The sequence below is a fragment of the Agrobacterium salinitolerans genome (genome assembly GCF_027498475.1).
GTDB classification, from domain to species: Bacteria; Pseudomonadota; Alphaproteobacteria; order Rhizobiales; family Rhizobiaceae; genus Agrobacterium; species Agrobacterium salinitolerans.
On sequence record NZ_JAPZLN010000002.1, the window covers coordinates 85,238 to 111,081 of the forward strand.

Below are 25,844 nucleotides of genomic sequence, written 5' to 3' on the forward strand. Positions count from 1 at the left end.
GAACCGAGGAGAACTCCTATGACGGACCAAGTCACGCCCCTCGTGGAAATGCGCAATATTTCCATTTCCTTCGGCGGTATCCATGCGGTGGAAAACGCCTCTGTCGATCTTTTCCCCGGTGAGGTGGTCGCCCTTCTCGGCCACAACGGCGCGGGCAAATCGACCCTTATCAAGATACTCTCCGGCGCATACCGGCGCGATGGCGGCGATATTCTCATCAATGGCGAGGATGCCGATATCCGCAATCCCCGCGATGCCAAGAAATACGGTATCGAGACCATCTACCAGACGCTGGCGGTGGCGGATAATGTCGATGCGGCGGCCAATCTTTATCTCGGCCGCGAGCTGAAGACGAAATGGGGCACGCTCGATGATGTCGCCATGGAAGCCTCGGCCCGCGAGGTGATGGGGCGGCTCAACCCCAATTTCCGGCGGTTCAAGGAGCCGGTGAAGGCGTTGTCGGGCGGCCAGCGGCAATCCGTCGCCATCGCCCGCGCCATTCTGTTCGATGCCCGAATCCTCATCATGGACGAGCCGACGGCCGCACTCGGGCCGCAGGAAACGGCGCAGGTGGGCGATCTCGTCAAGGAGCTGAAACGGCAGGGCATCGGCATCTTCCTCATCAGCCACGATATTCACGATGTTTTCGATCTGGCCGACAGGGTCTTCGTGATGAAGAACGGCAGAGTGGTCGGCCACGCGCGGACCGAGGATGTCACCAAGGATGAGGTTCTCGGCATGATCATTCTGGGCAAGGTGCCGCCGGGCGCAGTGGCGGGTCCGGGCGCCGTCGTCGTCTGACAACAGGATTTGCCAGTCTTTACCTTTGATATAAATCGAGGCCCGGTAAAAACCGGGCCTCGACAAACGCTAGGAACAAATTTTATAAAATAGGTGCGTCCGGTGTGTTTCAGCCCAGCCGGAACCGCAGACGAAAAATGTCTGCAGCTCTGCGCAATTGCAGACGCGGTCTTTTAAATGCGGTTGTTCAATGTAGTTCGGCGTGTGCCAAACCGCTGCCGTTCATCTCTGCAGCTGCGTTCGGCAAGCCATGCTGATTTATGTCCTGCGCCAGCGACAACAGCGCCATTTCCAGGAAATAGGTCGACATGCCCAGTTCCAGAGATTTCGAGCGCTGGCAGAGATAGGAAACCATCCGCCCGAGCGCCAGAATCTCGTCCGCATTGTCCTGTTCAAGTATAGCCGTGGTAGACGCCGCCATGATTCCCTCTCGACAGTCGACACTATGAAAACGCGATGATGTTGCGTTGTTCATTTTCGACCACATCGAGCGTCACGCGAGCGTCACACCTGTGTCAATCGCCGTTTTTGTCCGCCGGCGCGGCGGCGTTTTCCGCCGCTTCAGTGGCGGCAAGCGATGTCACGAGAGCGACGATGCTTCTGCGCACGGCGGCGCTCTTGATACGCGAAAAGGCCTGGTTGAGCGAAAAGCCTTCATTCGAGGCCACGAAGGTCTGCATGGCATTGATCGTACCAAGAGCCGGGTTGGCCGGATCGCCATCGGGCGTGGCGTTGGCGAACAGGGAACTGACCTCAACGCCGAGAATCGACGCGATGGCCTGCAGACGGGACGCACCGACACGATTGGCGCCCTTTTCATACTTCTGGACCTGCTGGAAGGTGATGCCCAATCGCCCGGCCAGCGCACTCTGGCTCATGCCGAGCGACTTGCGGCGCATTCTGATTTGTGCGCCGACATGGACGTCGATCGGGCTGGGTAGTTTGGCGTGCATTACAAATTCCTCCGCTTGAGGTTCTTAAATCCGATGATTATCAATTAATATTGTTGAAGGTATACATTCAACACAATTTCCACGGGTATTATGAAGCTTTATTGACAAAATTGCACGGTTTTTTGTTCATAATCGCGTGTCCGGGCCGCGATTTATTATTTTTGTCGCACAACGCAACGCACCGTTGCGGCTGGAAAGGTGGCTCCATCCGCTCACGCCGATGGTTTGAAAGCCGAATCCATCCCAAATTCTTCGGTTCATTGCATCGAATTCCTCAAGCGGTTCGGTATCGCCGAAATGCGGAATCCAGACGAATGGCCGTTTCTGACCGGAACGTATGACATTTTCAAGAAATACATTGTTGTAAAGTCTGGGCAGGCATTTGTTGGTGTCGATGGCCGGCGAAATCGGGATGGGATTGCGCTCGATCGCAAAGCCCTGCCGCGCGAGCCAAAGCGCCGAGGCGTCCAGTTTTCGTTTAAGCTCCGTTGCGGCGCGGGCATCGCATCCGCCATGGGCGAGGGGGTCGGCGAGGAGCAATAACGGCCGGCCGCCGCTTCTCAGACCGGTGACGGAAACGAACTGGTCAACGTGAAAGCCGCATTGGTGCATTTTTTTATCGGCAACCTCCGCTCCGCATGTTTCCATCGCGGAAAAATCGGAAGAAGCCGGAATTTGACCGAGATCGCCCGGCCGATATCCGAAACTGAAAATGCTGCTGCCGTCGAGAGCCTCAATCTTTCGCAACCGCTGCGAAGGGATGGGCGCATTCCTTCCGATTCCCCTGTCATCCCGTAGGCTGGAATGGCCCACCAGCCGAAAATCCGGGCCGACGAGCTGGTTGCCCCCTGCCAGGGCGACATCGGAATGGGTTGTCGCCGCTCCCATATATTCGGCGAGGATGGCGCCGACGGCATTCTCTGCCAACAGCACGAATTCCGCCGTAATATCCGCCGCACGTACATGGAACATGTCCTGTATCCATGGATGGGAAACACTGTCGTTTCCGGCAAGGGGTATCAGATCCGTGCTGCAGCGTGTTGGCAGGCTGCCGAGCCAGGCTCGTGCCGACTGGAGACAGGCGTGATCAATCACGATAACGGCGGTGATATCTGCAGGCAGGGCCGAGAGCAGGTTTCCGATTGGAATGAGCGGTGAAACACAGTCAGCGGTCCTGTTTTTCGCAAATAAAGAGGCGGGCAGTGCAAGCGCAATCGTGCGGATCAACCCGCCGCAATCGGGTATCAGAGACAAGGGCTGGATGGCGCTCAAGACGTTTTACTCCCTGCCGGCCGCCTTGCCGCCAATTGCTGGAAAAACATCGTATTCTGGAGTTTCCATGATGGCGACGGTGGCGATGGCAATGTTTCTCCCGTGAGCATTGCCAGAAGCCTCGTCGCATCGTTTCTCTTGACGGAAACCGCATTGGCCGCGAGCAAATCTGCCGTCGCGGTGCCGAGACCGGCTTCGGCAGCGATGGAGCGCCATGTCCTGCCAGCAAAATGCAGGTTGCTGGCGGCAAGCGCGAGCGCGCCATATTGCTCCGGGGTAAGCGTCTCGCGGCAGGCCGCAAGCGTCGCCTCGGCGTCTACCAGCGCAACCGTCAGCGGGCGGTAATCGAGCGCACCCGGCGCGTGGCTCACCGCCACATCGGCATCGGAAACACGCCGCCCATCCCGATAAGCCTCGAAAATCTCGCCGATGCCGATCATGCCGAAGGGGGCGCATTCCGCCGCCCTGAGCGCACCCATGCTGGCAGCGCCGATAACGGTAACGCCGTTCGAAAGCGCATAGAGGATTTCCTTGTGCCAGACTGCGGCGCAATCGCCGTAAAGCCCGTCTATCAGCCCGATTGTGCCGACACCGTGCCGAACCGCATCGAAAATATCGCCGCAGGCGGCCGGACCGCAAAGATCGAGACCGGCAGTATATTCGCCTGCGATGCCGTGGATGGACGGGCCTGCAAAAACCACCGGCTTCATTCGAGGCCCCCGACAGTCAGCATGCGATCGAGAGTGCGCTGCGAGATGTGTTGCAGGCCGCCGCCGGCCGGGGCAAGGCCGCTTGCCAGAACCCGCACCACATGCAGGCCGGATACCTCCGTTTCCAGTGGAAAGACATAGATATCCTCAATGCCGCCGGCGAACAGGTGCGTCGCAAGTTGACGCCATGGCGGCGAAGACGCGGCGTCATGTATAAAATCGAGATTGGCCGACGCCCTTTCCATCGGCTGCACGCCGGCGGCCGAAGACCCGGCCGCAACCATATCCCGCTGGTAGCGGAGAGGAGAAAGATCGTCCCTCGCGCCACTGATATCGGTCAATCGCGACTGGATCGCCTCCAGCAGCGCTGCAATCGCAGCGCCATGAATATCAGGCCGGCAAGCGGCCCCCGCGGCGCTGCGGGTGGCAGGCCCATCCTGCGCCTGCAGCGACCGGGGCAGGCTCGCCATCGCCACCGGCACGCCAAGCCCATTCGTGAGGTCGAAGAAGGACGGCGGCAGGCCGATGTCCGACAGATGTTGGACAAGACGGTCAAACGAAGGATCGACGCCGGCCGGAATGAGGATCGGCTGCGGTGCGACGGCGCGCGTCTCGAAAGTGTCGACGAGAAAGCAGGCGTCGTTTTCAATGAGTTCGAGCAGGGCATGGAGAACCGCATGGTCATGGTTGAACCCGGCCGCGAGCCCTTGCGAACTCATGCGGAAGGCCCACCGGTCCCATGGGAAATCCACGCGGAAATCCATGCCGACAAGTTCGTAAGGCGCAAAAACCTCCTGTTGCCGGCGAATGGACGTTCCCTTCACCCAGGCGCGTTCTTTTCTCGGATCGAGCGCGTCGCAATCAACTCTGCCGACGGTTTCGAAGGGAATGATGGGAGTTCCCTTCTCCCGCATCTGCTGAACGGAGCTGAAGGCGGCGATATGTTTGCGGGTTTCTTCGGCAACTGCACCTTCGATCGCTTCCATGATCGCCGATAGCCGGGCCTGTTCCGCGACAAGCCCCTTGCCCTGCGAGACCGACAGCCCGCGCGAATTGGGCCGGGCCGCGAACCAGACGGGAATACCGATAATATCGAGATCGGTTACATCACCGACACGGGTAATCCCGAACCGCCGAAGCAGTCCGGGATCGAAGAACGAAGCGTCGGCATGCCTTGAAGCCGCTGTCGCTGATATGGGAGCATCGGCGCGGGCCAAGGCTGCGCGACCGCGATCAGGGCGCGGTGTTGCTGTCGTCGGCAAGAATCGCGTCGAACAGCTCGCCGGTGACGGCGCCGGCCGGGCCGACAGCCTTCAGGGCCGCTTCGATCGGCGCCTGCACCATGCGGTTGAAATCCCAGCCGGCGTCGACCACTTCGCCGATAAAGGCGAAATCGGCTTCGGAAACCACGGCGCCGCCGGCGACGAGGGCTTCGATGCCCTGGATCTGCACCTGATCCAGTTCCGCTTCCGGCTGGCCGTCCTGGCGAACGAGCATGGACTTTGCGGCCGCGGCCACACGGGCATAGCCATCCACGCCCGGATGGCTGGTTTCATACGCGGCAATCGTCTCATGCGAGACGGACGCAACCCGAAGCGGCGCCGTGCGAATGAAGAGAACGCCAAAACCCTTTTTTCCGACAATGAAGAAATGCGAGGACATAATATCTCCTATTTAATCCCAGCTAATCGAAGTGCGTGATAGAATTTTTCATTCGCTACCGGGTCCCGGTCCGGAGACAGACTGCTGATCTCCCTCGCCGTCATACCCGGATAGTTTTCCTGAAGCCTGTTGCCGGTTTCCAGAGCGGCGGCCAGATCGCCATGCAGGGCGTGGCTTGCGGTCAGGACGCGCAACGCAGGCTCGTCATTTTCCATCCGCCCGCACAGTTCCACCGCCGTGCCGTAATCCTCGCGCTTGAACGCGATGCTGGCGCCGGCCCACCAGTAGATGTCGGGCGCCAGAGGATTGAGATCGATGGCCTGCTGAAATTTCTCCCAGGCGATTTCCGCATCGCCGAAATGAGCAAGCGCGTCGGCATGCTGGAGCAGGAGGTCGGCCGAGTTGGGCGCCAACGCCTCCGCCTCGAAGAATTTTTCGGCTGAGACATCGAAATCCCGCTGGTAGAGCGCCACCACCGCGCACATCCAGTGGCCCACCCCAAGGGCGGGGTCGATTTCGACAGAGGAGTCTGCTTCCGCCTTGGCGCGATGCAGGAGATGGGGGTCGTTGCCGCCCAGCATCAGCCATTCCAGTTGCAGGCTCTGCGCCACGCGGGCGCGGGCAACCGCCATGCCGTGGTCGAGATCGACCGCCTTGCGGAACATCGAGCGGGCTCTTCTGAGAAGCGGCAGATCGCATTTGCCGCGCAGAAGCTGCTGGCCCTCCAGCAATTGCCGGTAGGCCTCGCCGCTGTGGTTGCGGTCGGGCTCCACCTGAAGCCGCTCGATTTCGCGGGCAAGCGCCGCGGCCACCTGTTTGGAGAGCAGGCGGAAAGCGGCGTGAATATGTCGTTCGGTCAGGACCGCCTCCAGCGACCAGACGATTTCACCGCTGGCGTCCTCGATCAGCGCAACCGACATGCGGGTTTCGTCGAACACGGTCGAAATGATGCGGTAATCCGCCCGCAGCATGGCGTAGCCGTCATCGGCCCGGTCATGCGCCAGTGCAAAGGTGCTGTGCGGCGAAAGCACGGTGAAGGTGCGGTATCGGACAAGGCTGTTGGCGACATCCTCGACAAAGGCCTGCATGACCGGCGAGACCGGCTGCCCGTCGACCCTTGCCGGACGAACGAATGCGATGCGCGGTTTCGTCTGGGATTTCCGGCGAATGCCCTCTTCCGCCTCGGCGGGGGCCGCTATCGTGGCGGCCAGGCTTTGTATTCGCCGTCGCAGCGCCACGGTTTCCGCTTCCGGGGAACGACCTTCCTGACGAAGCTGCTCCATCAGAAGCTGGTGCATGCCCTCACAGGCGCTGATATTTCCGATCCGCGCATAGGCCGCCATGGCGGCGCGGTAGGTTTCTTCGCGTTCCGGTTCGAGCTTGCAAGCGCATTCGGCAAGCCTGGAGATGTCGTTCGAACTGGCGCGGCCAAACCGCGTCAATTCCTCCAGAAGCTGGGTATAGCTCGAAAAGAACAGGTCCCTGAGGCGGCGGCGCTCAGAAAGCAGCCAGAGATAGAGATGGTCCTGCCCGGCCTCCAGCCCCTCCAGCAACTCGCCGCCGAATTCCAGCAGCGCATTGAGCCGCCGCATCGGGTCTTCGGCCCTTGCGCCGGCAAGGAAGAGGGCAAGGTCGGTGCGCTGCGCCAGCCTGCCGGCCTTCAGGTCGTTTCCTTCGGTCAGAAGGATGGCGTCGTCCTCATTGGGCAGTTTCTGCAAGCGCAAAATCAACTGCCGCAAATTGCCGAGAGCCCTCTTCTGCTCGACATTTTCCCACAGCAGCGATGCGGCGTACTGGCGGGAAAGGGACTGGTTCGGCGCAAGAATGAGGGCGGCGGTCAGTGCGAAGCCCTTGGACGGAAAAAATGCCTCCCGCACCGCATCACAGCGCGGGGTGCCAAAAAGCCGGATCGGTATCAGTTCAGCGTTCCCAGCCACTTTCGTCCCCTCATGAACCATCATCTAACAACGTGTCCGGGAAATTGAAAGGCATCATAGCGTTCCATTTGACGCTGGTGTGACGCGGCTTGGGTATTGTCGCAGACAGAAGCATGAATGACGGGTGGAAAACAGCGGACATGCGACGGGCGGGCATCGGGAATTTTCGACAGTGATAGCGTTCAACGGAAGCTACATGGCCTTCGAGCCGCGTATCGAGCCTTACCAGCGTGCCGACGATGTCGGATATGCGGTCAGTGAATTCATGTGGTTCAAGGGTCGTCCGTTCTATCCGGTATCGGCGCTCGTCCATGCGAAGGTCGCGCATGCCAGGCTGTCTGCGGAAAAGGGTGACGACGAGGACGAGGATAATCTCGATATTCTCTTTCGTATGCCGCTGGTGGCGGGCGGGCACTTTTTCGAGATTGTGCTGCGTTCGAATGAGGGGACGTCCTACGGCGGCTGGGTGTGGGGAGAGGAACTGGAAATCCTCAATGAATTCGTAAACGGTTATCGCGTTCTGGCGGGGAAGTTCGACGACAGGCTCATCCGATTCGAATATTCCAGGCGATTTCAGCGCTACCGGACAATCGAGCCGCTGCCGGTGGAAAAATCCGTTTTCCTGATCCAGCGGGAGGCGAAACCTTATGCGGGCAGGCGTGATCTGCCGGGGGTCCCGGTAGCCTGATGACGGGGGCGGCCTTTGGGTCGGCGGGGGAAGCATGGACGCGCTTATCGCGGCATGTCCGGTAAAGCGCAGCTTTACCGGAAGTAACTCGTGAATATTTTTATTTTTATTGTGTGGAAGATTATGATGCCCAATAGAGGTAAAGTGCGTAACAGGGGGGTATCATCGCAGCTTGTGGCGGTGAATTGCGTTTCCAGCGACGATACGCTTTCCGATGCGGAGAGCGTTGGGGATAATTCGCGTCCGCGCGGCGACAGGCTCTACGTTGTCGGCGAACCTGTTTCGCAAACATTATCTTCATCTGTCGTCGTGGACGATCGAGCCGGAGACGAGGCGTCGGGCAGGGCCGAGATTCGAAACAGGATCGTCGATGCCGATATCAGGGCCGCCAAATGGGCCTGGGCGATATTGGCCATTGCGCATTGCTGGCTGATTTATTTCATGGTGTACAATCTCGGTTAGCGCCTTCCGCCCGAATACATGCAGCGTTAACCCGTCGGTGCGAAAACCCATCGCCGCAATTTGCGACCAATCCGATTTTGAGCGGACCCGAGTGTCCGAAACCGGACCTTGCGACAATTTCCCCCGCAAGTCTTCATGATGCCGCCGCTTGTCCAGGCGCGCGGCGTGCGCTCCCTGCTGTTTGCCAGCGGAAATGTCATAAAGCTGTAAATGAAGAAACTTAATTGAGGGATCGGTTTCAACGGAAACGGATCACAATGTCCCGTTCGCTTTCCAACACAACGGCGGCGACCCTGGACTTTCTTACGATATCGCACCGCCCGGGATAGACGACGCCAATATCGGCCGCCCGGACCTGCTGGAAGTGGCGTCGCATGCACGGCGCCCGAGCTCCCATGACCTTTCTAACCCTGGAGATGACGACGTGAGCAATCTTATAGGTACCGGCTTCAACGCCCACTCGGATGATGGCGAACTGGCCACCCTCGAACACGATCTGCGCGCGCTTGCCGAAATCGGCTGCGATACCGTGGAAATCGCCGCAACAAGCCTCGACATGATCGCCGGCGGCCGGCTCATCGAGGAGCGCGCCGACCGTTTCGTAGCGCTCGCGAAGCGGTTCGACTTCCGTTACACCGTGCACGGTCTCGTCTCTTCGAATTTCATGGATCCGGTGACATGCCGTTACCAGATCGACGCGGCCAAGGCGCTTGCCGTTCTATGCGACCGTATCGGTGCGGGCATTCTCGTCCAGCATGGCGGCGCGCTGCGTGCCGACCAGATCGCCGAACGGGCCGATGCCGACAGCCGCGAGCGGGACGCGCTTTTCGAACTGGCTGAATTTTGCAGGCCCTATGGCGTGCGCATCGCACTCGAGAACATCTTCTCCACCGAGCCCGGCCAATATCGCCAGACGCCGGCCGAGGTGGCCGCAACCGTGAAGGCTGTCGGGCACGACAATCTCGTAGCGCTGATCGACTTCAGCCATGCCTATCTCGAATCCACCTATCGTGGCCTCGATTTCCGCGATGAACTTCGTGCCATGGCGCCGGTTGCCGGCCATCTGCATGTGCATGATTCCTTCGGCCGCCCGCAGGGCTTCTATCAGCCCTATTTTCCTCAGGAAAACACAGCACTCGGCATCGGCGATCTGCACATGCCGCTCGGCTGGGGCGATATCGACTGGCAGGACATCTTCTCGGAACTTTCCTTCCTGCCAAATACTGTGCTGATGATGGAAATCGGCCGCCGTTATCGCGCCGAGCAGCCGGCAAGCCTTGAAACGGCGCGGCATCTGATTTCGCTGAATGCCGCCCGCACCCAGCTCGCGGCCGAGTGATGGGCCTGACAAGGCGTGAGCCGAGAGGCTGATGTTTGAAACACCGGCAGTCCCGATGCGACTGCCGGTGTTTTAATTTATGCGGCCCAGTCGGAGAGCGAATAGGCCTTGATGTAATCGATCATCATCTGCGAGCCGTCGCTGAAATCGGCTGCCGATGGCGTTCCCGCCATGCCGCCGACGGCAAGGTTGACGACCATGTACATGGGGTCATGCATATCGTCAGGCGTATCCGTCTGCGCCACGGCGACATCATCGAAATACCAGGTTATGTGTTCGGCATCCCACAGCACGCCATAAGTGTGAAACCCGACGGTGCTCGGTACACTGACATTGTTGATCACCGAGGTCTGTTCACCGGTGGCGTTGGAATGGGCGGACATGATGAGCGTATTGGGGTTCTGGCCGCGCATTTCGATGACATCGAGTTCAGGCGGCCAGGAGCCGTCTTCGGGCAGCAGCCAGAAGGCAGGCCAGGCGCCCCGGTCGGTCGGCATATCCGCGCGGATCTCGAAATAACCATAGGTCTGGCTGAAGGAGGAATAGGTGTTCAGCATCCCCGAGGTATAGTCATAACCCTCGACCTCGTCGGCAATCGACTGCGGGGTCTCCTCGGCGGTGATGGTCAGGACGCCGTTTTTGGTGCTGAAAGGATTGACCTCCGATGTGCCGGCATAGGCCGGGTTGATATACCATTGCGCCTCACCATTCGTCGTCAGCGAGCTTCCCTTTTCCGGCGCCCACCAATATTTGGCGTCCCAGATACCCTGATCGCCACTGCGCAGCGAGAGTGTATCGAATTCATCGGCAAAGGTCTGGGTAAGTGACGAGCGGTCGAGGCTGAGTTCGAACTGGTCGGCCTGAAGGTCGTTTACGGTCGTTCCAGCAAGAACGATGGCCTCGCCATTCGAAAAATTGAGCCACAGGTCGTCACCTTGCTGTGTGGCGCTGCCGACAAGCTGATCGAAAGATGTGATGCCGTAGCCATTGAGCCGGATCGTGTCGTTGGCGCTGAAATCGGTAATGAGATCGGTGCCGTTGCCGCTCGTGAAAACAAAGGTGTCGGCCCCGCCGCCGCCGATCAGCACGTCGTTGCCGGCCCCGCCATCGATCGTCTGACTGCCCGACCCGCCGGTAATGATATTGTCGAGCGAATTGCCGAAGGCATAACGACCGTCACCCGTTACCCGCAGATTCTCGAAATTGTCGGGCAGGGTGTAACTCATCCAGGTATCGATGGTGTCGATACCTTCCCCGGCATTTTCGGCGGCGCGATTGATGCTCGAATAGAGATAATAAATATCGTCGCCCGTGCCGCCGGCCATGGTCACGTTGACGGAACTGTCTCCCCACATGGAATCATTGCCTGCCGTGCCGGTGAGCAGCGGGCCGGAACCCGTGGCGGAGAAAAATCCCGTGGAGTTGCCGCTGTAATAGAGTGTGTCTCCAAGCGCATTCACTACTGTCCGGGCCATGAACCGTCTCCTGTCCGTTAGCGTTGGCGTCTCACTCCTCCTGCTGCACACTCTAACAGGGCAAAAAGCCCCCTGTTAGGCCGAAATATGAGGGGTATGTTCCGTTGCGGTTGCATTGAGCTGTTGAACGAGCACGTTGTCCTGACCCGCTTGCGCCTGTTACGTGTCCGTTTTGAACCCGCGCAGCGTGCTCTTGCGGGCGCCTGCGAGCGATGGCAGGATTGGGGCATATCGGGAATGGAGTGTCAGGATTGAGCGTAGCCTTTACCAAGGAAGACAGTGCGGAAACCGCAGCCGAAACCGTTCTGCCGGACCGGATAATCTCGCCTCATCCCAATTTGGTAACGCGGTCCGGGCTGAAGGCCCTGGAAGAGCAGCTGCGGCTGGCGCGCGAAGCCTGTGAGGCGGCTAATGCCATTGAAGACATCAATGAAAGACGCCGCATTTCCGCCAGCCCGCTTCGCGATCTGCGATATTTCTCCGAGCGGGTCCGTACCGCGCAATTGATGCCTGATCCGCCAGCGGACGGCGTCGTCGTCTTCGGCAGCCTGGTGACGTTCAGCCGCGATGACGGGCGAACGCAACGGTTCCGGATCGTCGGCGAAGATGAAGCAGATCCCGCTGCGGGAACGATGTCCTATGTCTCCCCGGTTGCAAGGGTGCTGATGGGAAAAGCGGCTGGCGATCCCGTCAGTTTGGGCGGGAGGGAGATCGAGATCGTCGATGTGGCCTGAAACGTCCCGTCAGAACACAGGCGGCCTTAGACCCGGCGGGTCGCTGATGAGGCTTCGTTCTCCCCTGTTGCGCGCATTGTCTGCCGTTCCCAGCATCCGCATCATTGTGTTTCTCAGGAAAAGCCTGAAGTCCAGATCAATGGCGGTATAGGCAAGCCCAAGCCCCACATGAGCCATGAAGACGGGGTTGAAATTCAGCTCTTCAAATTGATAGCCAATAATGACGCCGATTGCTGAATAGGCGAAAAAGCCGATTTTGCGTTTTCGGAAAATTACATAAACCAGCGCAAAGGCGCTCATGATGCAAAATCCCAACCCGGAAGCGTAGGCGGTGGCCATAAAACCATTATGTGGTGTGCCGATCCTCGATATCCGCGCAAGTTCTTCGTATCGCGCGGTAAACCCTATGCCCACAGGATGCTGGAACATGACCTGAAAACCGCCGGTGATCGTCTCCCACCGCTCATGCAAATTGTTGCTGCTGTTGCTGTCCTCAAGAAAACGTTTCGTAAAGGCCTGTTCCGCAAAGTCGAAAGCACCGAGCGGCAAAACGGCGGCGATGACGAGCGCGCACAAGGCAAACCCGAAATAGGTGCTGAGCAGCATTTTGATCGAAAAATTCCGAACGTAGAAATAGAGCCCGATAGCGAGGACGGCAAACACCCCCGAGCGGTTGAGCGTGAGGGTGAAGCTGGCGAGATATACGAGCAGAAACACGGCAAACAGTGCGGGGCGTTTGTGGCGTTCGGCGACATAGGCCGCCGCTGCTCCGGCCAGCGCGAAGGCCGGTCCAGCTGTATTGCCGACGGGCCAGATTCCCCCTGCCTTTTCGACGCGCAAAAGCAGCGGGGTTATCTCACCTTTCGCCGCAAGCTCCAGGACGCCTGCCTCATCGAACATGAAGGACAATCCGAGCGAGGCGAGCTGGTCATGGATGACGGTGTCCAGGAAAAGCAGGATCGTCACCGCTATGAACCCCGCAAATATGCCCCAGCAGAACAGTTCGAGGAGGTTTTCCTTGAACAGCATATAGGCAAAGAACAGAAAATAGACCGCATAAAAATAGGTCATCGCCGTTGTATAAAACTCGCCATCGCCGCGCGCGTCGGCAAACAGCGTCGTGAGGACAAACAGCATCGTCAGCGGAACAAGATAAAACAGGATAATCGACAGCGTCAGGCAGCGAATGTAAAGCAGGGCGAGGACGGGCAGCGTCATCAGCACCAGCATGTCGGTAATATTGAGGAAACGCAGGCCGAGATTGCTGGTCAACACATTGCATTGAATGAAGAAACCGATGGAAAATACGAATATCGCGAGACAGACGCCGGGAATATTGATCGTTTTTGACGGGTAAAACGGCATTGCCAAAACAAAACCCGGTATAGAGGGCTGGCGCGACGCCGCATGATTTGCTGGTCTTCTCATCAGCAGTCTCTATCTTTTGTGAGCGGATTTCAACTGTCCATAGGAGAGCTCTACCGCCTGGCAATGAATATAATATAACGACTATTAGTGGGCTGGATGGCGCCGCCACGCAAGACATTTTATCGTTTCGTCATGAGATCAGATTGCCTTTCGGCAAATCCCCTTCGACGGCGACGATGCGCTGAATATGAAGTGGCTCATTCGAGCCGGGCGCGCCGGTGCCGAATGCCGGAAGGATTCGCAAATAAAGAGCATACCCCGACGGGTTGATGTCGGGGTCTATGGCAATCCCGTTGGCGATCGCCCACATCCAGCCGCTATTGCCGGCGATGTTGGCCCCTCCAAATTGCAGGGCGGAGCAAACGATCGTCCGGACTGCGCCGCCGCTTTTTGCAACCAGCGTTATGTAGGGCAGACGCTGCTTTCCGTTGTTTTTATAAAGAACGGCGAAGGAAACGGTCCTGCCGATCATCGCGACGGCCTCCGCATTGCGGAAATAACGTGTGAGCCCTGCCGTCTGGCTGCCATTTGCATAGAGGGCGAGGCTGCTTGCAAAGGACGGGGAGAAGATGATTTCGGTGGTTTGGGTGGCGGAACCTGGCGAAGTCATGCCCCAGCCCGTCGGGACGGAACCAGTCCAATCGGTGAAATCACCATTGCCGATGAGATTGGCGGCGGGCAGCCTTGGCCAGCAAGGTGTCTGGAAGCTGTTATCGCGTGCCGACCTCAGATAGGAATCGAGCAGGGCCTGGGCTACCAGGCAGGAACCCGCCTCGTTGGGGTGAATATTGTCCCGATAAAGGGCGGCGTCCTTGCCCTTCGCCATAAATACGGCATGCGTATCCACCAGCGTGAGATTCGGATGGGAGCGGGCCAGGTCGAGGATCGCCTGATAGACCTTGTCGTAACCCGTGCCATCACGCCACGGGTTCTGCGTGGTGATGAGTTGAGGAGCATTTGGCCATTTCCATTCGGTCATTCCCAGTGGTCCGAGCAGCGCGGCTCGTCCGGAGCTCAAAATGCTGCCCGGCATTTCGAAAGTTTGCATATTGTGGCCATGATGCATGATGCAGAGGTCGGGACGGGGAATCTCCAGCGCTGCCGAGCGCTGTTCCGCAAGCATGTACCCCGCCATGCCGCCGGGCAGCGTCGCAAGATAGAGCGTCAGCGTCGCCCCCTTGCCGGCGCGCAGCGTAACCGGGGCCGCATAGGTTTTTGGTCCGGTGGCGGCGCTCGTCTCCCATTCCGCCCAGCGGTATAACACAACAGTCGTATCGTGCAGATCGCCGAGCATCATCGCAAATTGCTGAAATGGTCCGGCTTCGGCATGGGCGGTGCTGTCGCCGTTCACGAAGATCGCGGCATTCTGGCCGGCCGCCAGACGGGCCCGCAAGGGCGAGAACGCGGTCAGGGAAAGACCGGCGTCGCCCATGTTTCGGGAACCTATGCCGAGCGTTAAGCCGATCATGCGGCCACCTCTTCCGTTCGCGCCATATATATGCATATGTTGTATCCGGGCGGTGTCATTGTTCGCTCTCCTGGTCTGGCCTTAGAATAATCCCGCTGCGAGACCCGGGGAAAAATGCGGGGGGCGAAACAGAAAACAGCGCATGAAAAAGAGCGTCGTAAATTTTTCTTTGATTTGGCTCGAAATATAGAAATAGAATATTATTCTAATTACTATTGGTATTATTGAATTTTATTAATAAAATGGGCTTTGATTCAGTTGTTTTTAACTATCGTTATGCGTTTTTGCGCAGATTTCGGTGAGGATATTCCTGTTGCTTTCGGGCAGGTTCGTTGTTTTTGCCGGTCGTCAGTTCGTGCCCGCAATTACAGGCGGATGCGTCATGAGTCCTCCCATCCGGCGGGGGAGACGCCATGACATCGGCTCTTTTCGTCAGCCATACCGGAGAGAAGGGTGGCGCCGAACTTTTTCTGACGGACCTCGTCAAGGCGGGCCCGCACTCCTGGCGCGCCTGTTTTCTCAGTGGCGGTGCGGCCGCAGATGATCTCATTGATGCGGGGCGGACTCCGGTCATGCTGTCCGCTGGAAAAAAAATGCTGTCTATACGCCGCGATGCGTCTTTCGGCGCGCTGTTGCGCGGAGCGGCCGACGTGGTGGCGGTTGCCTGGCAATTGAGCCGGGAGGCGAGGCGCTATGATGTGATCTGCGCCAACTCGCAAAAGGCGCTTTTTGTCTGTGCGCTGGCCGCGACGTTCAGCCGTCGGCCGCTCGTCTGGATTTTACACGATATTGTCACCGATCCCGCTTTCAGCGCCGCCAATCGCCGGGCCTCGCTGGCATTTGCGCGCCTTTTCGCCAGGCTGGTTGCTGTCAACTCCGAGGAGACGGGCCGCGCTTTCATCGAGGCCGGCGGCGAGGCGGATAAGGTTCGCATCGTCTACAACGGCTTCGACCCCGCGAAAGCAAGGATTTATGAGCCCGGCGCGGCCGCGCGGCTGCGTGCGGAACTGGGCCTTGGTCCGCAACCGCTTGTCGGCCTTTTTGGCCGGCTGAGCGAATGGAAGGGACAACATGTGTTTCTGGACGCGATTGCGGCGATGGAGGGCGTGCAGGCGGTCATCGTCGGCGGTGCGCTTTTCGGGCAGGAAGCGTATGAAGCGCGAATCCGCGAACAGGCGTCCCGTCTCGGTCTCGACGGCCGCGTCCGTTTCCTCGGTTTCCGCCCGGATGTGCCGGAATTGATGGCGGCGATGGATGTGGTTGCTCATACCTCGATTGTTGCCGAGCCCTTCGGCCGGGTGGTGGTGGAGGCGATGATGTGCGGGCGTCCGGTTGTCGCCACGCGCGGCGGCGGTGTTACCGAAATCATCCGTGACGGCGAAACCGGCCTTCTTGTGCCGCCGGGGAATGCGTCGGCGCTGGCAGCGGCGATCGGCCGCATACTGTCGCAACCGGCTCTGGCGGAAAGGCTGGCGCGAAAGGGGCGGGAGGATGTGAGCCAGCGTTTCTCACTGGAGGAAACCTGCCGCTCCGTTTCAGCGCTGCTGACGGAGGCGGCGTGAGGTTTCGCGCGGCGATCGACAGGAACAGGCAATGCCGGCAGGCGGAAGGGCCAGGATGCGCATTCTCATAAACATGCCGAGCCAATATGGCGGCAAGGCCTCCGGTGTGGCCCGCGTGACCTTCAGTCTGCTGGAGCGGCTGCTGGAACAGACGACCGATGACTATGTTCTGCGCTCTCCCTGGATGCGGGCGCAACTGCCTGAAAACCTGCGCGACAGCCGGTTGCAGCTCATCGAGACCCCACGGCCGCGCGTCATGGTTTTCGATGTGGTGCGTCAGGCGGTGACGCTGCCCGCGCTCTGCCGCCGGCATGGCATCGATGTGCTTTTTAATGCCGATCCTTTCGGAAGTCCCCTCGGCGGCAAACGGCGTCTCACACTTGTTCATGATCTTTATTTCAAAACCATTCCGGAACAGATCGGCTGGCGGGCGACCCTGACGACTGATTTCATCTTCAAGCTGATGATGGCCGGTTCGGATCGGATCGTCTGCGTATCCGAAGCGACGCGGAAGGACCTCGGGCGTTTCTATCCCGCCGCTGTCGGTAAGAGCATCACCATTCATTCCGACAGCACGCTGAATGTCGATCCCGGGGCTTTCGACACGGCGCCGCCTGTTCCCGGACGCTACATACTGGCGGTCGGAAACGCGACGTCCAATAAGAATTTCGCTCTCCTGGGCAAAGCCTTTGCCATACTAGGCAAAAAATGGCCGGATTTGCGCATCGTGCATGTTGGCCGTGACGAGGCGGAGGAAATCGCCGGCGCGCTGGACGATCCGCAGTTGCAGGCCCGGCTGATCCGGCTTTCCGGCATAGATGACCGGCAACTGGCCGAACTTTACCGTCACGCAGCCTGCCTTTGCGTCCCCTCCACCTATGAAGGCTTCTGTCTGCCGGTGCTGGAGGCGCAGCAGCTAGGATGCCCGGTCGTCTGCTCCAATCGTTCGGCAACACCGGAGATTGCCGGCGAAGGCGCCCTGACTTTCGATCCGTCGGATGCTCAAAGCCTCGTCATCGCGCTTGAGCGACTTTTGGATAATCCGGAGCTGGCAGAAAATCTCCGTCAGGCGGGTTATGAAAACCGCAAATCATATTCGTGGCAGAAGGCTGCGGAGAGCTACGTGCAACTTTTCAAGCAAGGAGCCGCCGCCTGAGGAGGGACGCCGTCGTCACGATCATGCGGTTTCGCACACATCCGCATAGAGCTTTTCATAGGCCGCGACGACCCCACGTGGCTCAACGCCTTGGCGAATTCGTTCCCGGGTCTCAAGCGTTTCCGCAAGCATGGCGGGATTGCGTATCGCCTCCGCCAAGCGTGCGGCCAGTTCGGTGGCATTGCCCGGGGCGAACAGGCGTTCCGGCCTGTCCGCGCCGATCTGTTCGGCGACACCCGCAAGATTTGCGCCGATGACGGGTACGCCGCGCAGAATGGCTTCAGCGACGGTGCGGCCAAAGGCCTCCGGCCATAGGGGCGGTACGATGAGGCAATCTATGCCGGCGAAGAAATGATCGGCCTCCACATAGCCCGGAAATTCGACCGGTAGGCCGGCTGCCTTTTGTTGATAGATCTCGATACCTTCCGGCGCGCGCCCTGCCATGACCGCGCGCCAGCCCTGCGGCGGCAAAAGCCGCAACGCTTCTATCAGCAAGTCAGCCCCTTTCGGTGCTTCGATGCGGCCGAGATAGCCGAAAACCAGAGGGTTGCCGGGTGTGCGGGCAATGCGCGGTTCCGGCGAATCTGGCGGTGAGATGGCGTTCCAGATCACCGTGCGGCGGTTTTCCCGTATATGGGTGAAAAAACCGGCCCGGATGTGGCGTTCGACGATATCGCGACCAACGCCGGCGACAGCATCGACCGCGCATTGGCAACGCCGGTGGAGGTAAGAAAACGCACCGCATTTTTTGCTGCCGCCGTCGCAGATATGCCCGTCATGAAACAGGGAGCCATTGGTGCACATGCTCGTGAAATCATGCAGCGAATGAACCAGTGGAACGCCACGCTTGCGGATCATCGGCCAGATCAGCGGCGTCAGTTCCGATAGCGAATGGGTATTGACCACGTCCGGCCGGAAATCATCGATGACACGCGCAAGCCGGCGAACGAGGCGCGGGTCCAGTTGCACAGCGATCTTATAATATTTTCGCTTCCATTCCGGTTGCTGCCCCCAGTCGCCGATAAAGAACGGCGTGGTATGCCCGAGGCGGTGAATGGTGAAACCATCGCGTTGTTCCCCTGCCTGCTCTTCACGCGAGATGGCGGCCACCGCGACCGTGTGCCCCTTATCCGCAAGTCCACGCGCAAGGTCTTCCACGAATATTTCCGCACCGCCCACCCGATCCGGAGAAAATAGCGAGGTTATCTGCAATATCCGCATGCTCAATTTCCTGCGCCTTTAAGGTCACTAAGCCTATTTTGCATTCATTAAATCCGTTATTGCAGACGAAGCGGCGTTTGTACTGTCGGACCTGAACGGTCCGGCGCCGGCATTGCAGCATCGTCTGGAAATTGTCTGCGCCTTTTGCGGCCTTCCCGCTCCATTCCGGGCGGGTTCAGGCAAAGCGTGACGACCGGGGCGAGGAAAACGGCATAGGCCATGGCAAAGCCTGGAACTTGCAGCGAAAAATCAAGCGTTGAATGCAGCAGGACGAGCAGCAGTGCGGCAAGGCCGAGATGAGAGGCATAACGATAATTTCTGCGTTTCAGCGCCCCGCGAATGAAAATCACCAGTTGGATGAGCACAAAAAAAGCGAGATAAAACGGGAAGGCTGCACCGAGTGTCAGCAATCCCTCGGCGTAGACATTGTGGGCATGGGTGACGACGGCGTCCACCCCGCATCGCGCCACATGATAGGGCGCATAGATTTCCGTAAAGCTTGCCAGACCTGATCCCTGTGGCCAGTTGTCGGCGATGACGCGTGCGATGCCCGGCATGTAGCAAAAGCGCATATCGTCTTCCAAACGCATTTCCATGCGAAGCGCCACCCGGTTGGCGAAAAGCGCGAAGAGGGCGATGGCGACGGCAATCAGCAGCGCGGCGCGACGTCTCGTTCCGCGCTGCCTGCGCCGGCTGGAGGCCCCATTGCGCCCGGTTCTGGCCGGAGAGTTGAACACAATCAGCAGGATCAGTAAAATCAGCGCTGCGAGGCTTGAGCCGATCCCCGCACGCGATCCCGTCAACATCAATGCGATGAAACAAAAGCCTGCGAGGACACCGAGAAATGCGGCCCTGCGGATGAGCTGTTTTTGCTCCACCGGCACGGTCAGGCGATTTGCCACGAGCGCCTTTACCCTGACCCAATCCGGAGCGAGGAGGCTTTTATGTAACAATGCGGCGAGCGTGATAAGGATGAGGCCGAAAAAGGTTGCGGCGGTATTGCGATTGACAAAAAGGCCGGTGAGGCTGCCGAGATAGAAACGCTTCTGGATGAAGCCGAGAGCTTCCGGGAAAAGCACGAATTGCACGATGGAAAACAGCGCGAGCCAGCCACCGGCGATTGCGAACCATCGTAGCGTCTTCGCCGCGCGCTCGTCGCTATCGAAAATCACGAGGCCCGTCATGAAGACGCCGAAGGGCAGGGCGGCGCTCATGAGGCCGATCCGGTCATCCGCCGGTGTCAGGGAGATTGTGGCGGCTGGCGCATTCTGCATGAACATGGCGGCGATGGACCATGCCGGGTTGGGGCGCGCGATGCCAGGCATGGAGGAGGCTTGCAACAGCACCTGAACGATAAGCGCTCCCAATAAAAGACAGGCCGCCGTAAGTACTTTGCTTGCACCGCCCTTTGGCGGCCCGAACAGCAGGATTGCCGGCGCCAGCAGGAGATAGATCGCCATCGTGACAACGATGCGGCTTTCGATTTCCGTTGCGCCGCGGTTGAGAAGCGCCAACAGAAATATTGCCCAGAACGCGATTATTGCGACCGGCCGGACATAGTCCCGAACCGCCACCGGTGGGGTCTGCAAGGAGGGGAGCGGTTCTGATCGGGATTCGGTGAGCGACATATCTTTGGGCTTTGTCGGAATTGTTTGTGGTAGCTATGCCGCGAATATCGACGAGGCTCAGCCGCTTCATCGTTTCAGATCATGACGGCGGCGCGGGGCGTCTTGTGTCCGCTGGTACTGGCTTTGGACAAACCTCCGCCAGGGTCCATCGCAGGATTTCCCCCTGTTTGCCGCAGACGACGGCCGTATCCGCCTCGCGGGCCGCCTCGGCCTCGGGCAAGGTGTTCTTCGGAAATTGCCGCCACATCACGAAACGCCCACGGATCAGATTGGCATCGGCAGGCCCGTAGAGCTGGGAGAAGTTCATCAGCACGGTGACTTCCATGGGTGAGGCGTTGCGCAGCGAGCGAACCATGGCAAGACGCAGCCAGACATCGCCATTTGCGGGAAAACAAAAGAGCGAATGGCGAATAAAGGTCTCGGCAAAACCGAGACGCGCCGCGCCGGAATCGGATGCCGGATCGACGCCATTCGCATCGAGATCGGCCAGAACGAGCCTTAGACCGGCTTTGACGATATCCGAACGGCAGATTTTTTCGGTGACGATGGGCTGAAGTTCAGGGATTGTTTCCGCAAGGAGATCAGGCGCAAGGCCATTATTGTCGTCGGCGATCCGCGCCAATGCGACAATATCGGAAAAACGCCGGCTTTGCGAAAAGGCCTGGGCGGCGACGGACAGGACAAAGATGGAAATGACGAGAACCGGTACGACCGCGAGGGCTTTCCGCAGGCGGGTCACGCCGTTACGCCTGATCATGGTAATATCGTGTATAGCGCGAATGATAATATTCGCTTGAACCATAGGCGCGGTAAAGCTTCAGCTTTTCGGTGTCCACCTTGTTGAGGATGACCCCGAGGCACTTCTTGCGGATATGAACCTCATTCTCCACCGTGTTCCGCACCGCCCGGCGGGCGGTTCTGCCCCATTCCGTGACGAAGATGAAACCGTCGATCCGGCCCGCCATGGCGCGGGCGTCGACCACCGGCCCGAGCGGCGGCAGGTCGACGATGATATAGTCGAAAGCCGTGCTCGCTTCGGCCAGCAGCTTGTGCATTTGCGCCGAGGTCAGCAGTTCGGAAGAATGAGGGACACGCTGTTTGACCACCGTGGGCAGGAAAGCGAGACGCGTCTTTTCGTCATGAAGCAGCACGTCCTGCACGCTGCGGCCTTCCAGCAGGACTTCGAGCAGGCCCTCACTCGCGTGACGCGCCATGGCGCGCGTTGCGCCGGGATTGCGAATGTCGGCGTCCAGCAAGAGGACCCGCGCACCCTGCCCGGCGAGCAGCTGCGCAAGGTTGATGGAGATCGTGGATTTCCCTTCGCTCGGTAAGGCCGAGACGACGCCGACAATACGGGCCCCGCTTTTGGCGGGAACGCCGAGATCGATGGCAAGCCTGGTGCTGCGCAGGGTTTCGGCGAAAGAGGAGAGCGGATGGTCGACCGCATAGCGCGCAACGCTGGTGGGGCGCGTCAGGGCCGGATGGCCGCCTTCCTGATCTTCTATTATGGCCTTGTTGTTCTGGATGAGCGGGGTATTGCCGAGGAATTCCAGCCCAAGAACATCACGGACCTGTTCCCCGGTGCGGAAAAAACGATCCCGGAATTCGCGGAACACGGCAATGCCGCCGCCTGCTGCGGCGCCCATGATCATGAACAGCGCCAAAATCATGGTTTTGTTCGGCTTGCTCGGGATTCTGGGCGGCATCGCCTTGGAAATCACCCGCGCCTCCGTCACGGGGAAGGATTGCTGCTGCATCGCTTCCTGATATCGCTGCAGGAAGGTCTGGTACATGTTCTTGTAGGTTTCGGCTTCACGCTGCAATTCGCGCAGCTGAACCTGTGTCTCGCTGGCGGAGTTGCTGATGTCGGTCGCCTTGGCGACACTTTCGGCGAGCGACTTTTCCCTCGCTTCCGAGACTTCCAGATCGCTTTTGTAACTTTGCGCGATGCGGCTGATTTCCTGGAACATCAGCCGGCGGTATTCCTGCATTTCATTGCGCAGACGCACCGCCTGAATGTGGTTGCTGCCGAGCCTGCTGGTAATTTCCGCCTCAGTCTTGGAGGCTTCGAGATATTTTTTGCGCAGATCGTTGGCGACCGAGCTGTCGAGAATATCGGTAACGACCGCATCGACATCGTCGGTGGCGAGAATATGTTCGATGCGTTGCACCCGCGCCCGCGCCCTGGCCGTTTCCGACTGCGCCAGGATCAGCGCGCTGTTGGATTCCGCCAGCTGCTGATCGGAGAGCAGGCCGTTAACGCCGGTCGAGATCAGATTATGTTCGGCGCGAAACTTCTGCACGGCCAGATCGGTTTCGAGCGCCCGCTGGCGCAGCTCCGCAATACGGTCGGACAACCAGTCGCTGGCGCGTCTCGTCGCCTCGTATTTGGAATTCAGCTTGTCCAGCAGATAGGCCGAGGCCACGGCATTGACGATCTGCGCGGCGAGAACCGGCGATGTCGAATTATAGGTGAGTTCCAGCGCGTAGGTCCGGCCGATGCGCTTGACACTGAGGCCGTTGAGCAGCTGGTCCGACAGCGCTCTCTTCAGGGTTCCATCGTCAACCACCGCCTCTTTTTTCTTCGCTGGCGAGAACCATTGGGAAACATTGACGAGTGAGCGGATGGTGCCGAATATCGAGCCTAGAAGTGATGCGCGTGTTGCCCTGAATTCCTGGTTTTCGGTGAGGTTGAGACTATCGACGACGGCAAGCCCGATGGTTTCCGATTGCAGAACCTCGACCTGGCTGAGAATGGAAGCTTCATCCTCTATGACGCCGCCAATCGTCGAAAGCTGTTCGACAATCTGGCTGTTATTGCGGTCGATCAGCAGCGTCGCCGTCGCCGAATAGATCGGAACGGCCGTTGCCGCAAAAGCGAGGCCGATTGCCCCGGCGACTGCGACCGCGGCAAGCACGATGCGCCATTGTCGGCGGATCATTGCAAGAACGGCGTCGATATCGATAAACTCGGACGTCAGCCCGCCTTTATCGTAGTCAGCCATCGTCAGGGGATCGTGCCTTTGCAACAACTGTCAGCCTCGCTCTTTTCGGCGGGCGCAACGCCCGCCAAGTCACGGTTGCATCACAGAACTGGCGGCAGCCTTCCCCGCGGGAAAGGCGACAAAGCCAAACTCAAACGGGACTTGTGCTGACAGGCGTGGTGGTGCTGCCGGTCGAGAAGAAATTGTTGATCGTGGTGAAAAAGGACGTGCCGGTGCTGCCTGTCGCTCCGCCACTACCGCCGCCGCCGACAGGTGCGCTTCCGCCGCCCGCCTGTGCGGTGCCATCTGCGGTGCCTGCCGTTCCCGAACCGCCGATGCTGTTGGCGCTTGCCGGCGAGGAACCGGCTCCGCCGATCGGCGATGCCGTCGCCGCGGCAGCCGCAGGGGCGGCCGGACCGGCAGCCGTTCCTTGGATATTCTCGCTAAAGGCGATCAGAAGATCGGCGGGCACGTTTGCGCCCTTTGTCTGCAACTGAATGGCGGCTGCCAGTATCGTATTGCCGTTCCTCATTGCGGTAGCATGGGCAAGCGCCAAGCCTTCGCCGACGACTTCGGAGAAGTCCTTGTTACCGACCTTTTGGGCCAGTGCGACGATGGTGGGCAGCTGGCCGGAGTCACTCAGGATGAGGCCGGAAAGCTGTTCGGAGAACTGTGCTGCGCTGGTGGACACGGCGATGATCGGAAATCCGCTCGTCACTTTTCCGGTTACATCGGCCGTTGCCGCATCCGTGCTGGAGGCGATGGTGATCAGATCACTGATCATCCCCTGCGTCGGAGACTGCTTGAACAGTTCCGCCGTTGCAATCGAAACCGTGTCCGGATTGCTGGTGTTGACGCGGTTCAGAAATGCGGCGGTGGTTTCATCGGCGGCCTTGACGGGCCCGCCTGTTGCCCCGCTCTCAACGGAGGGCGTCTGCTGCGGTGCAGTTTCCACGTTCTGTGCGTTGGCGACAAAGGAAAACAGACCCATGTTGGCGATGAACATCGCACCAACGAGCATCGAGCCGTTACGAATGCGGGGCATCCAACTCTCCAAATCTTTTAAAATACGACTTTAAATACATCCAATGCCAGGCAAGTTTACCCAACATCTAAAATTTCCTTCTAAATCGCACAGCCCAAGCAAAGGATCAAGCACTAAATAAACTTGCTGCGGAAACCCTCAACTATTGTTAACAGCCGCCCTTGCCTTGTTTCGGTTTGTTCATGACACGGCGACTTTCCGTGGTGACGTTATCAGCCGGTCACGCAGCCAGATATTGGCCGGCGTCTCGACAAGGACGTGAAAGACATGGGCTATGGCGACGGTGCTGACGACGATGACGAGATAAACGAGGTTGCCCCATTCGGGCGGAAACGTCACGCCGCCGAGCGCGATCTTGAAACCCCGGAAGATAAAGGGGTGCAGCAGGTAAAGCGCATAGGATGAATCGCCGAGTTTCGCCAGCGGCTGGGCGAAACGGGGCAGGGAGATGTTTCTGGTCAAGGTCGCCGCCGACATCAGCAAAATCGCGCCGCCGCCGAAAACCAGCAGCCGCGAGAACGAATAACAGCCCGGATCGCACTTGAACCCTATCCTGTTCAGATCGGTGAGCATCCAGATCGCCATGCCGCACAGGGCCGTTGCAAGTCCGAGCAGGGGCGGCAGGCGAACGCCTCGCAGGAAGAGGACCGCGATGAACATGCCTGCGACAAATTCGAGAATGATCGGCTGGAACCAGAAGCTGAACGGCAGGCCGAGATCGAATGCGGAGCCGATCATGACGGCGGCAAACAACACGCCGGCTGTCGTGAACACCGCGCGCTCCAGCGGCAGGAAGATGAACGCTGCGAAAACGATGTAAAAGAACATCTCGTAATTCAGCGTCCAGCCGAGATCGATCAGCGGAAACGGATAGGCGTCGCCATAACCCATGCTGTCATAGGGAATAAACAGGTAGGAGGTGAGGATCGACTGTAGTGGCGGAAAGGCCTTTGCGCTGATAATGGTCACGCTGGCGGCCATGGCGAGCCGCAGGGTCAGCACAAACCAGTAAAGCGGGACGATGCGAAGGAACCGGCGCAGCAGAAATGCGGAACGACCGCCCGTCGCTGCAAAATAGGGCCGGGATGCATAAACGATGACGAAGCCGGAAATGACAAAAAACAGGTCGACACCGCCTCCCAGCCTCAGCAGATGCAATGGAAAAAGTGTGAATGGCCAGTTCACGTCCGCGTGCAGCGCAACGACCATGGTTGCCGCAACGGCGCGCATTAGCTGAAGGACATCGAGACGCTGCGCGCCGGCAGCGGGCGCTTTCTTAAAATTTTCCATCATCGTCAATCTATAAAAATAAAGATATA

The 25,844-nt window shown here is 59.1% G+C and carries 23 protein-coding genes; 7 read left to right on the top strand and 16 right to left on the bottom strand.

Translation table 11 applies throughout. From position 1 onward, the window contains the following. Nucleotides 1–18 precede the first annotated feature (18 nt). A complete protein-coding gene (locus tag O9X91_RS09180; protein WP_077985195.1) occupies nt 19–801 on the top strand; it encodes an ATP-binding cassette domain-containing protein in 783 nt (260 codons plus the stop codon). 187 nt (nt 802–988) lie between these two features. Here O9X91_RS09180 and O9X91_RS09185 read toward each other — a convergent pair whose 3' ends face one another. The 7 genes from O9X91_RS09185 to O9X91_RS09215 form a co-directional block, all read right to left on the bottom strand. Continuing rightward, nucleotides 989–1,222: a hypothetical protein gene (locus O9X91_RS09185; RefSeq protein ID WP_162520348.1), complete on the bottom strand. Its 234-nt coding sequence runs from the start codon at nt 1,220–1,222 to the stop codon at nt 989–991. A 94-nt stretch (nt 1,223–1,316) separates the two neighbouring features. Further along, on the bottom strand, nt 1,317–1,754 hold the full coding sequence (locus O9X91_RS09190; protein WP_077985193.1) for a helix-turn-helix domain-containing protein: 438 nt from the start codon (nt 1,752–1,754) through the stop codon (nt 1,317–1,319). Nucleotides 1,755–1,880: 126 nt separating this feature from the next. Continuing rightward, the gene (locus O9X91_RS09195; RefSeq protein ID WP_269833699.1) at nt 1,881–3,026 is read right to left on the bottom strand and encodes a hypothetical protein; all 1,146 of its coding nucleotides are present in this window, start codon (nt 3,024–3,026) and stop codon (nt 1,881–1,883) included. Continuing rightward, nucleotides 3,023–3,736, bottom strand: coding sequence for a TfuA-like protein (locus tag O9X91_RS09200; RefSeq protein WP_269833700.1), 714 nt, complete (start codon nt 3,734–3,736; stop codon nt 3,023–3,025). The genes O9X91_RS09195 and O9X91_RS09200 overlap by 4 nt, the downstream gene beginning before the upstream one ends. Beyond that, nucleotides 3,733–4,932, bottom strand: a complete 1,200-nt coding sequence (locus tag O9X91_RS09205; RefSeq protein WP_269823578.1) for a YcaO-like family protein — start codon at nt 4,930–4,932, stop codon at nt 3,733–3,735. The genes O9X91_RS09200 and O9X91_RS09205 overlap by 4 nt, the downstream gene beginning before the upstream one ends. 37 nt (nt 4,933–4,969) lie before the next feature. Continuing rightward, the gene (locus tag O9X91_RS09210; protein WP_077985190.1) at nt 4,970–5,398 is read right to left on the bottom strand and encodes a hypothetical protein; all 429 of its coding nucleotides are present in this window, start codon (nt 5,396–5,398) and stop codon (nt 4,970–4,972) included. An 8-nt stretch (nt 5,399–5,406) separates the two neighbouring features. Next, the gene (locus O9X91_RS09215; protein ID WP_162520347.1) at nt 5,407–7,359 is read right to left on the bottom strand and encodes an AfsR/SARP family transcriptional regulator; all 1,953 of its coding nucleotides are present in this window, start codon (nt 7,357–7,359) and stop codon (nt 5,407–5,409) included. A gap of 172 nt (nt 7,360–7,531) precedes the next feature. Between O9X91_RS09215 and O9X91_RS09220 the strand changes: the two genes are divergently transcribed. The 3 genes from O9X91_RS09220 (at nt 7,532) to O9X91_RS09230 (ending at nt 9,824) form a co-directional block, all read left to right on the top strand. After that, nucleotides 7,532–8,023: a hypothetical protein gene (locus O9X91_RS09220; RefSeq protein WP_077985189.1), complete on the top strand. Its 492-nt coding sequence runs from the start codon at nt 7,532–7,534 to the stop codon at nt 8,021–8,023. A 90-nt stretch (nt 8,024–8,113) separates the two neighbouring features. Beyond that, the gene (locus O9X91_RS09225) at nt 8,114–8,485 is read left to right on the top strand and encodes a hypothetical protein (RefSeq protein WP_244614222.1); all 372 of its coding nucleotides are present in this window, start codon (nt 8,114–8,116) and stop codon (nt 8,483–8,485) included. Between the two features lie 424 nt (nt 8,486–8,909). Beyond that, the gene (locus O9X91_RS09230; RefSeq protein WP_165691348.1) at nt 8,910–9,824 is read left to right on the top strand and encodes a TIM barrel protein; all 915 of its coding nucleotides are present in this window, start codon (nt 8,910–8,912) and stop codon (nt 9,822–9,824) included. A 77-nt stretch (nt 9,825–9,901) separates the two neighbouring features. Here the strand turns inward: O9X91_RS09230 and eglC are convergent, their stop codons facing one another. Beyond that, nucleotides 9,902–11,299: an endo-1,3-1,4-beta-glycanase EglC gene (gene eglC, locus O9X91_RS09235; protein ID WP_269833701.1), complete on the bottom strand. Its 1,398-nt coding sequence runs from the start codon at nt 11,297–11,299 to the stop codon at nt 9,902–9,904. A gap of 251 nt (nt 11,300–11,550) precedes the next feature. Between eglC and greA the strand changes: the two genes are divergently transcribed. Continuing rightward, a complete protein-coding gene (gene greA, locus O9X91_RS09240) occupies nt 11,551–12,033 on the top strand; it encodes a transcription elongation factor GreA (RefSeq protein ID WP_269833702.1) in 483 nt (160 codons plus the stop codon). A gap of 9 nt (nt 12,034–12,042) precedes the next feature. Here greA and O9X91_RS09245 read toward each other — a convergent pair whose 3' ends face one another. Further along, nucleotides 12,043–13,461 (bottom strand): O-antigen ligase family protein, encoded by a 1,419-nt coding sequence (locus O9X91_RS09245; RefSeq protein ID WP_269826384.1) that lies wholly within the window; start codon nt 13,459–13,461, stop codon nt 12,043–12,045. A 130-nt stretch (nt 13,462–13,591) separates the two neighbouring features. Next, nucleotides 13,592–14,929: an SGNH/GDSL hydrolase family protein gene (locus O9X91_RS09250; RefSeq protein ID WP_269833703.1), complete on the bottom strand. Its 1,338-nt coding sequence runs from the start codon at nt 14,927–14,929 to the stop codon at nt 13,592–13,594. 413 nt (nt 14,930–15,342) lie between these two features. Between O9X91_RS09250 and O9X91_RS09255 the strand changes: the two genes are divergently transcribed. After that, nucleotides 15,343–16,491 (top strand): glycosyltransferase family 4 protein, encoded by a 1,149-nt coding sequence (locus tag O9X91_RS09255; RefSeq protein ID WP_191216716.1) that lies wholly within the window; start codon nt 15,343–15,345, stop codon nt 16,489–16,491. Between the two features lie 55 nt (nt 16,492–16,546). Further along, nucleotides 16,547–17,647, top strand: coding sequence for a glycosyltransferase family 4 protein (locus O9X91_RS09260; RefSeq protein ID WP_269833704.1), 1,101 nt, complete (start codon nt 16,547–16,549; stop codon nt 17,645–17,647). Between the two features lie 21 nt (nt 17,648–17,668). Here O9X91_RS09260 and O9X91_RS09265 read toward each other — a convergent pair whose 3' ends face one another. The 6 genes from O9X91_RS09265 to O9X91_RS09290 form a co-directional block, all read right to left on the bottom strand. Then, nucleotides 17,669–18,868: a glycosyltransferase family 4 protein gene (locus O9X91_RS09265; protein ID WP_269833705.1), complete on the bottom strand. Its 1,200-nt coding sequence runs from the start codon at nt 18,866–18,868 to the stop codon at nt 17,669–17,671. 56 nt (nt 18,869–18,924) lie between these two features. Beyond that, nucleotides 18,925–20,496, bottom strand: a complete 1,572-nt coding sequence (locus O9X91_RS09270; RefSeq protein WP_142912054.1) for an O-antigen ligase family protein — start codon at nt 20,494–20,496, stop codon at nt 18,925–18,927. Nucleotides 20,497–20,575: 79 nt separating this feature from the next. Further along, the gene (locus O9X91_RS09275) at nt 20,576–21,253 is read right to left on the bottom strand and encodes a hypothetical protein (RefSeq protein ID WP_077985181.1); all 678 of its coding nucleotides are present in this window, start codon (nt 21,251–21,253) and stop codon (nt 20,576–20,578) included. Next, entirely contained in the window at nt 21,240–23,501 is a 2,262-nt protein-coding gene (locus tag O9X91_RS09280) for a polysaccharide biosynthesis tyrosine autokinase (RefSeq protein WP_269833706.1), read from the bottom strand. Before O9X91_RS09280 ends, O9X91_RS09275 begins: the two co-directional genes overlap by 14 nt. A gap of 130 nt (nt 23,502–23,631) precedes the next feature. After that, a complete protein-coding gene (locus O9X91_RS09285) occupies nt 23,632–24,525 on the bottom strand; it encodes a hypothetical protein (protein WP_269833707.1) in 894 nt (297 codons plus the stop codon). A 180-nt stretch (nt 24,526–24,705) separates the two neighbouring features. Continuing rightward, complete coding sequence (locus O9X91_RS09290) at nt 24,706–25,818, bottom strand: acyltransferase family protein (RefSeq protein WP_269833708.1); 1,113 nt, start codon at nt 25,816–25,818, stop codon at nt 24,706–24,708. Nucleotides 25,819–25,844: the final 26 nt, after the last annotated feature.

What these genes read in the sequence shown, in the direction of transcription:
- O9X91_RS09180 (WP_077985195.1), top strand. Translation starts at nt 19, where the DNA reads ATGACGGACCAAGTCACGCCCCTCGTGGAAATGCGCAATATTTCCATT.
- O9X91_RS09185 (WP_162520348.1), bottom strand. Translation starts at nt 1,222, where the DNA reads ATGGCGGCGTCTACCACGGCTATACTTGAACAGGACAATGCGGACGAG.
- O9X91_RS09190 (WP_077985193.1), bottom strand. Translation starts at nt 1,754, where the DNA reads ATGCACGCCAAACTACCCAGCCCGATCGACGTCCATGTCGGCGCACAA.
- O9X91_RS09200 (WP_269833700.1), bottom strand. Translation starts at nt 3,736, where the DNA reads ATGAAGCCGGTGGTTTTTGCAGGCCCGTCCATCCACGGCATCGCAGGC.
- O9X91_RS09210 (WP_077985190.1), bottom strand. Translation starts at nt 5,398, where the DNA reads ATGTCCTCGCATTTCTTCATTGTCGGAAAAAAGGGTTTTGGCGTTCTC.
- O9X91_RS09215 (WP_162520347.1), bottom strand. Translation starts at nt 7,359, where the DNA reads ATGATGGTTCATGAGGGGACGAAAGTGGCTGGGAACGCTGAACTGATA.
- O9X91_RS09220 (WP_077985189.1), top strand. Translation starts at nt 7,532, where the DNA reads ATGGCCTTCGAGCCGCGTATCGAGCCTTACCAGCGTGCCGACGATGTC.
- eglC (WP_269833701.1), bottom strand. Translation starts at nt 11,299, where the DNA reads ATGGCCCGGACAGTAGTGAATGCGCTTGGAGACACACTCTATTACAGC.
- O9X91_RS09245 (WP_269826384.1), bottom strand. Translation starts at nt 13,461, where the DNA reads ATGAGAAGACCAGCAAATCATGCGGCGTCGCGCCAGCCCTCTATACCG.
- O9X91_RS09250 (WP_269833703.1), bottom strand. Translation starts at nt 14,929, where the DNA reads ATGATCGGCTTAACGCTCGGCATAGGTTCCCGAAACATGGGCGACGCC.
- O9X91_RS09255 (WP_191216716.1), top strand. Translation starts at nt 15,343, where the DNA reads ATGACATCGGCTCTTTTCGTCAGCCATACCGGAGAGAAGGGTGGCGCC.
- O9X91_RS09260 (WP_269833704.1), top strand. Translation starts at nt 16,547, where the DNA reads ATGCGCATTCTCATAAACATGCCGAGCCAATATGGCGGCAAGGCCTCC.
- O9X91_RS09265 (WP_269833705.1), bottom strand. Translation starts at nt 18,868, where the DNA reads ATGCGGATATTGCAGATAACCTCGCTATTTTCTCCGGATCGGGTGGGC.
- O9X91_RS09270 (WP_142912054.1), bottom strand. Translation starts at nt 20,496, where the DNA reads ATGTCGCTCACCGAATCCCGATCAGAACCGCTCCCCTCCTTGCAGACC.
- O9X91_RS09275 (WP_077985181.1), bottom strand. Translation starts at nt 21,253, where the DNA reads ATGATCAGGCGTAACGGCGTGACCCGCCTGCGGAAAGCCCTCGCGGTC.
- O9X91_RS09280 (WP_269833706.1), bottom strand. Translation starts at nt 23,501, where the DNA reads ATGGCTGACTACGATAAAGGCGGGCTGACGTCCGAGTTTATCGATATC.
- O9X91_RS09285 (WP_269833707.1), bottom strand. Translation starts at nt 24,525, where the DNA reads ATGCCCCGCATTCGTAACGGCTCGATGCTCGTTGGTGCGATGTTCATC.
- O9X91_RS09290 (WP_269833708.1), bottom strand. Translation starts at nt 25,818, where the DNA reads ATGATGGAAAATTTTAAGAAAGCGCCCGCTGCCGGCGCGCAGCGTCTC.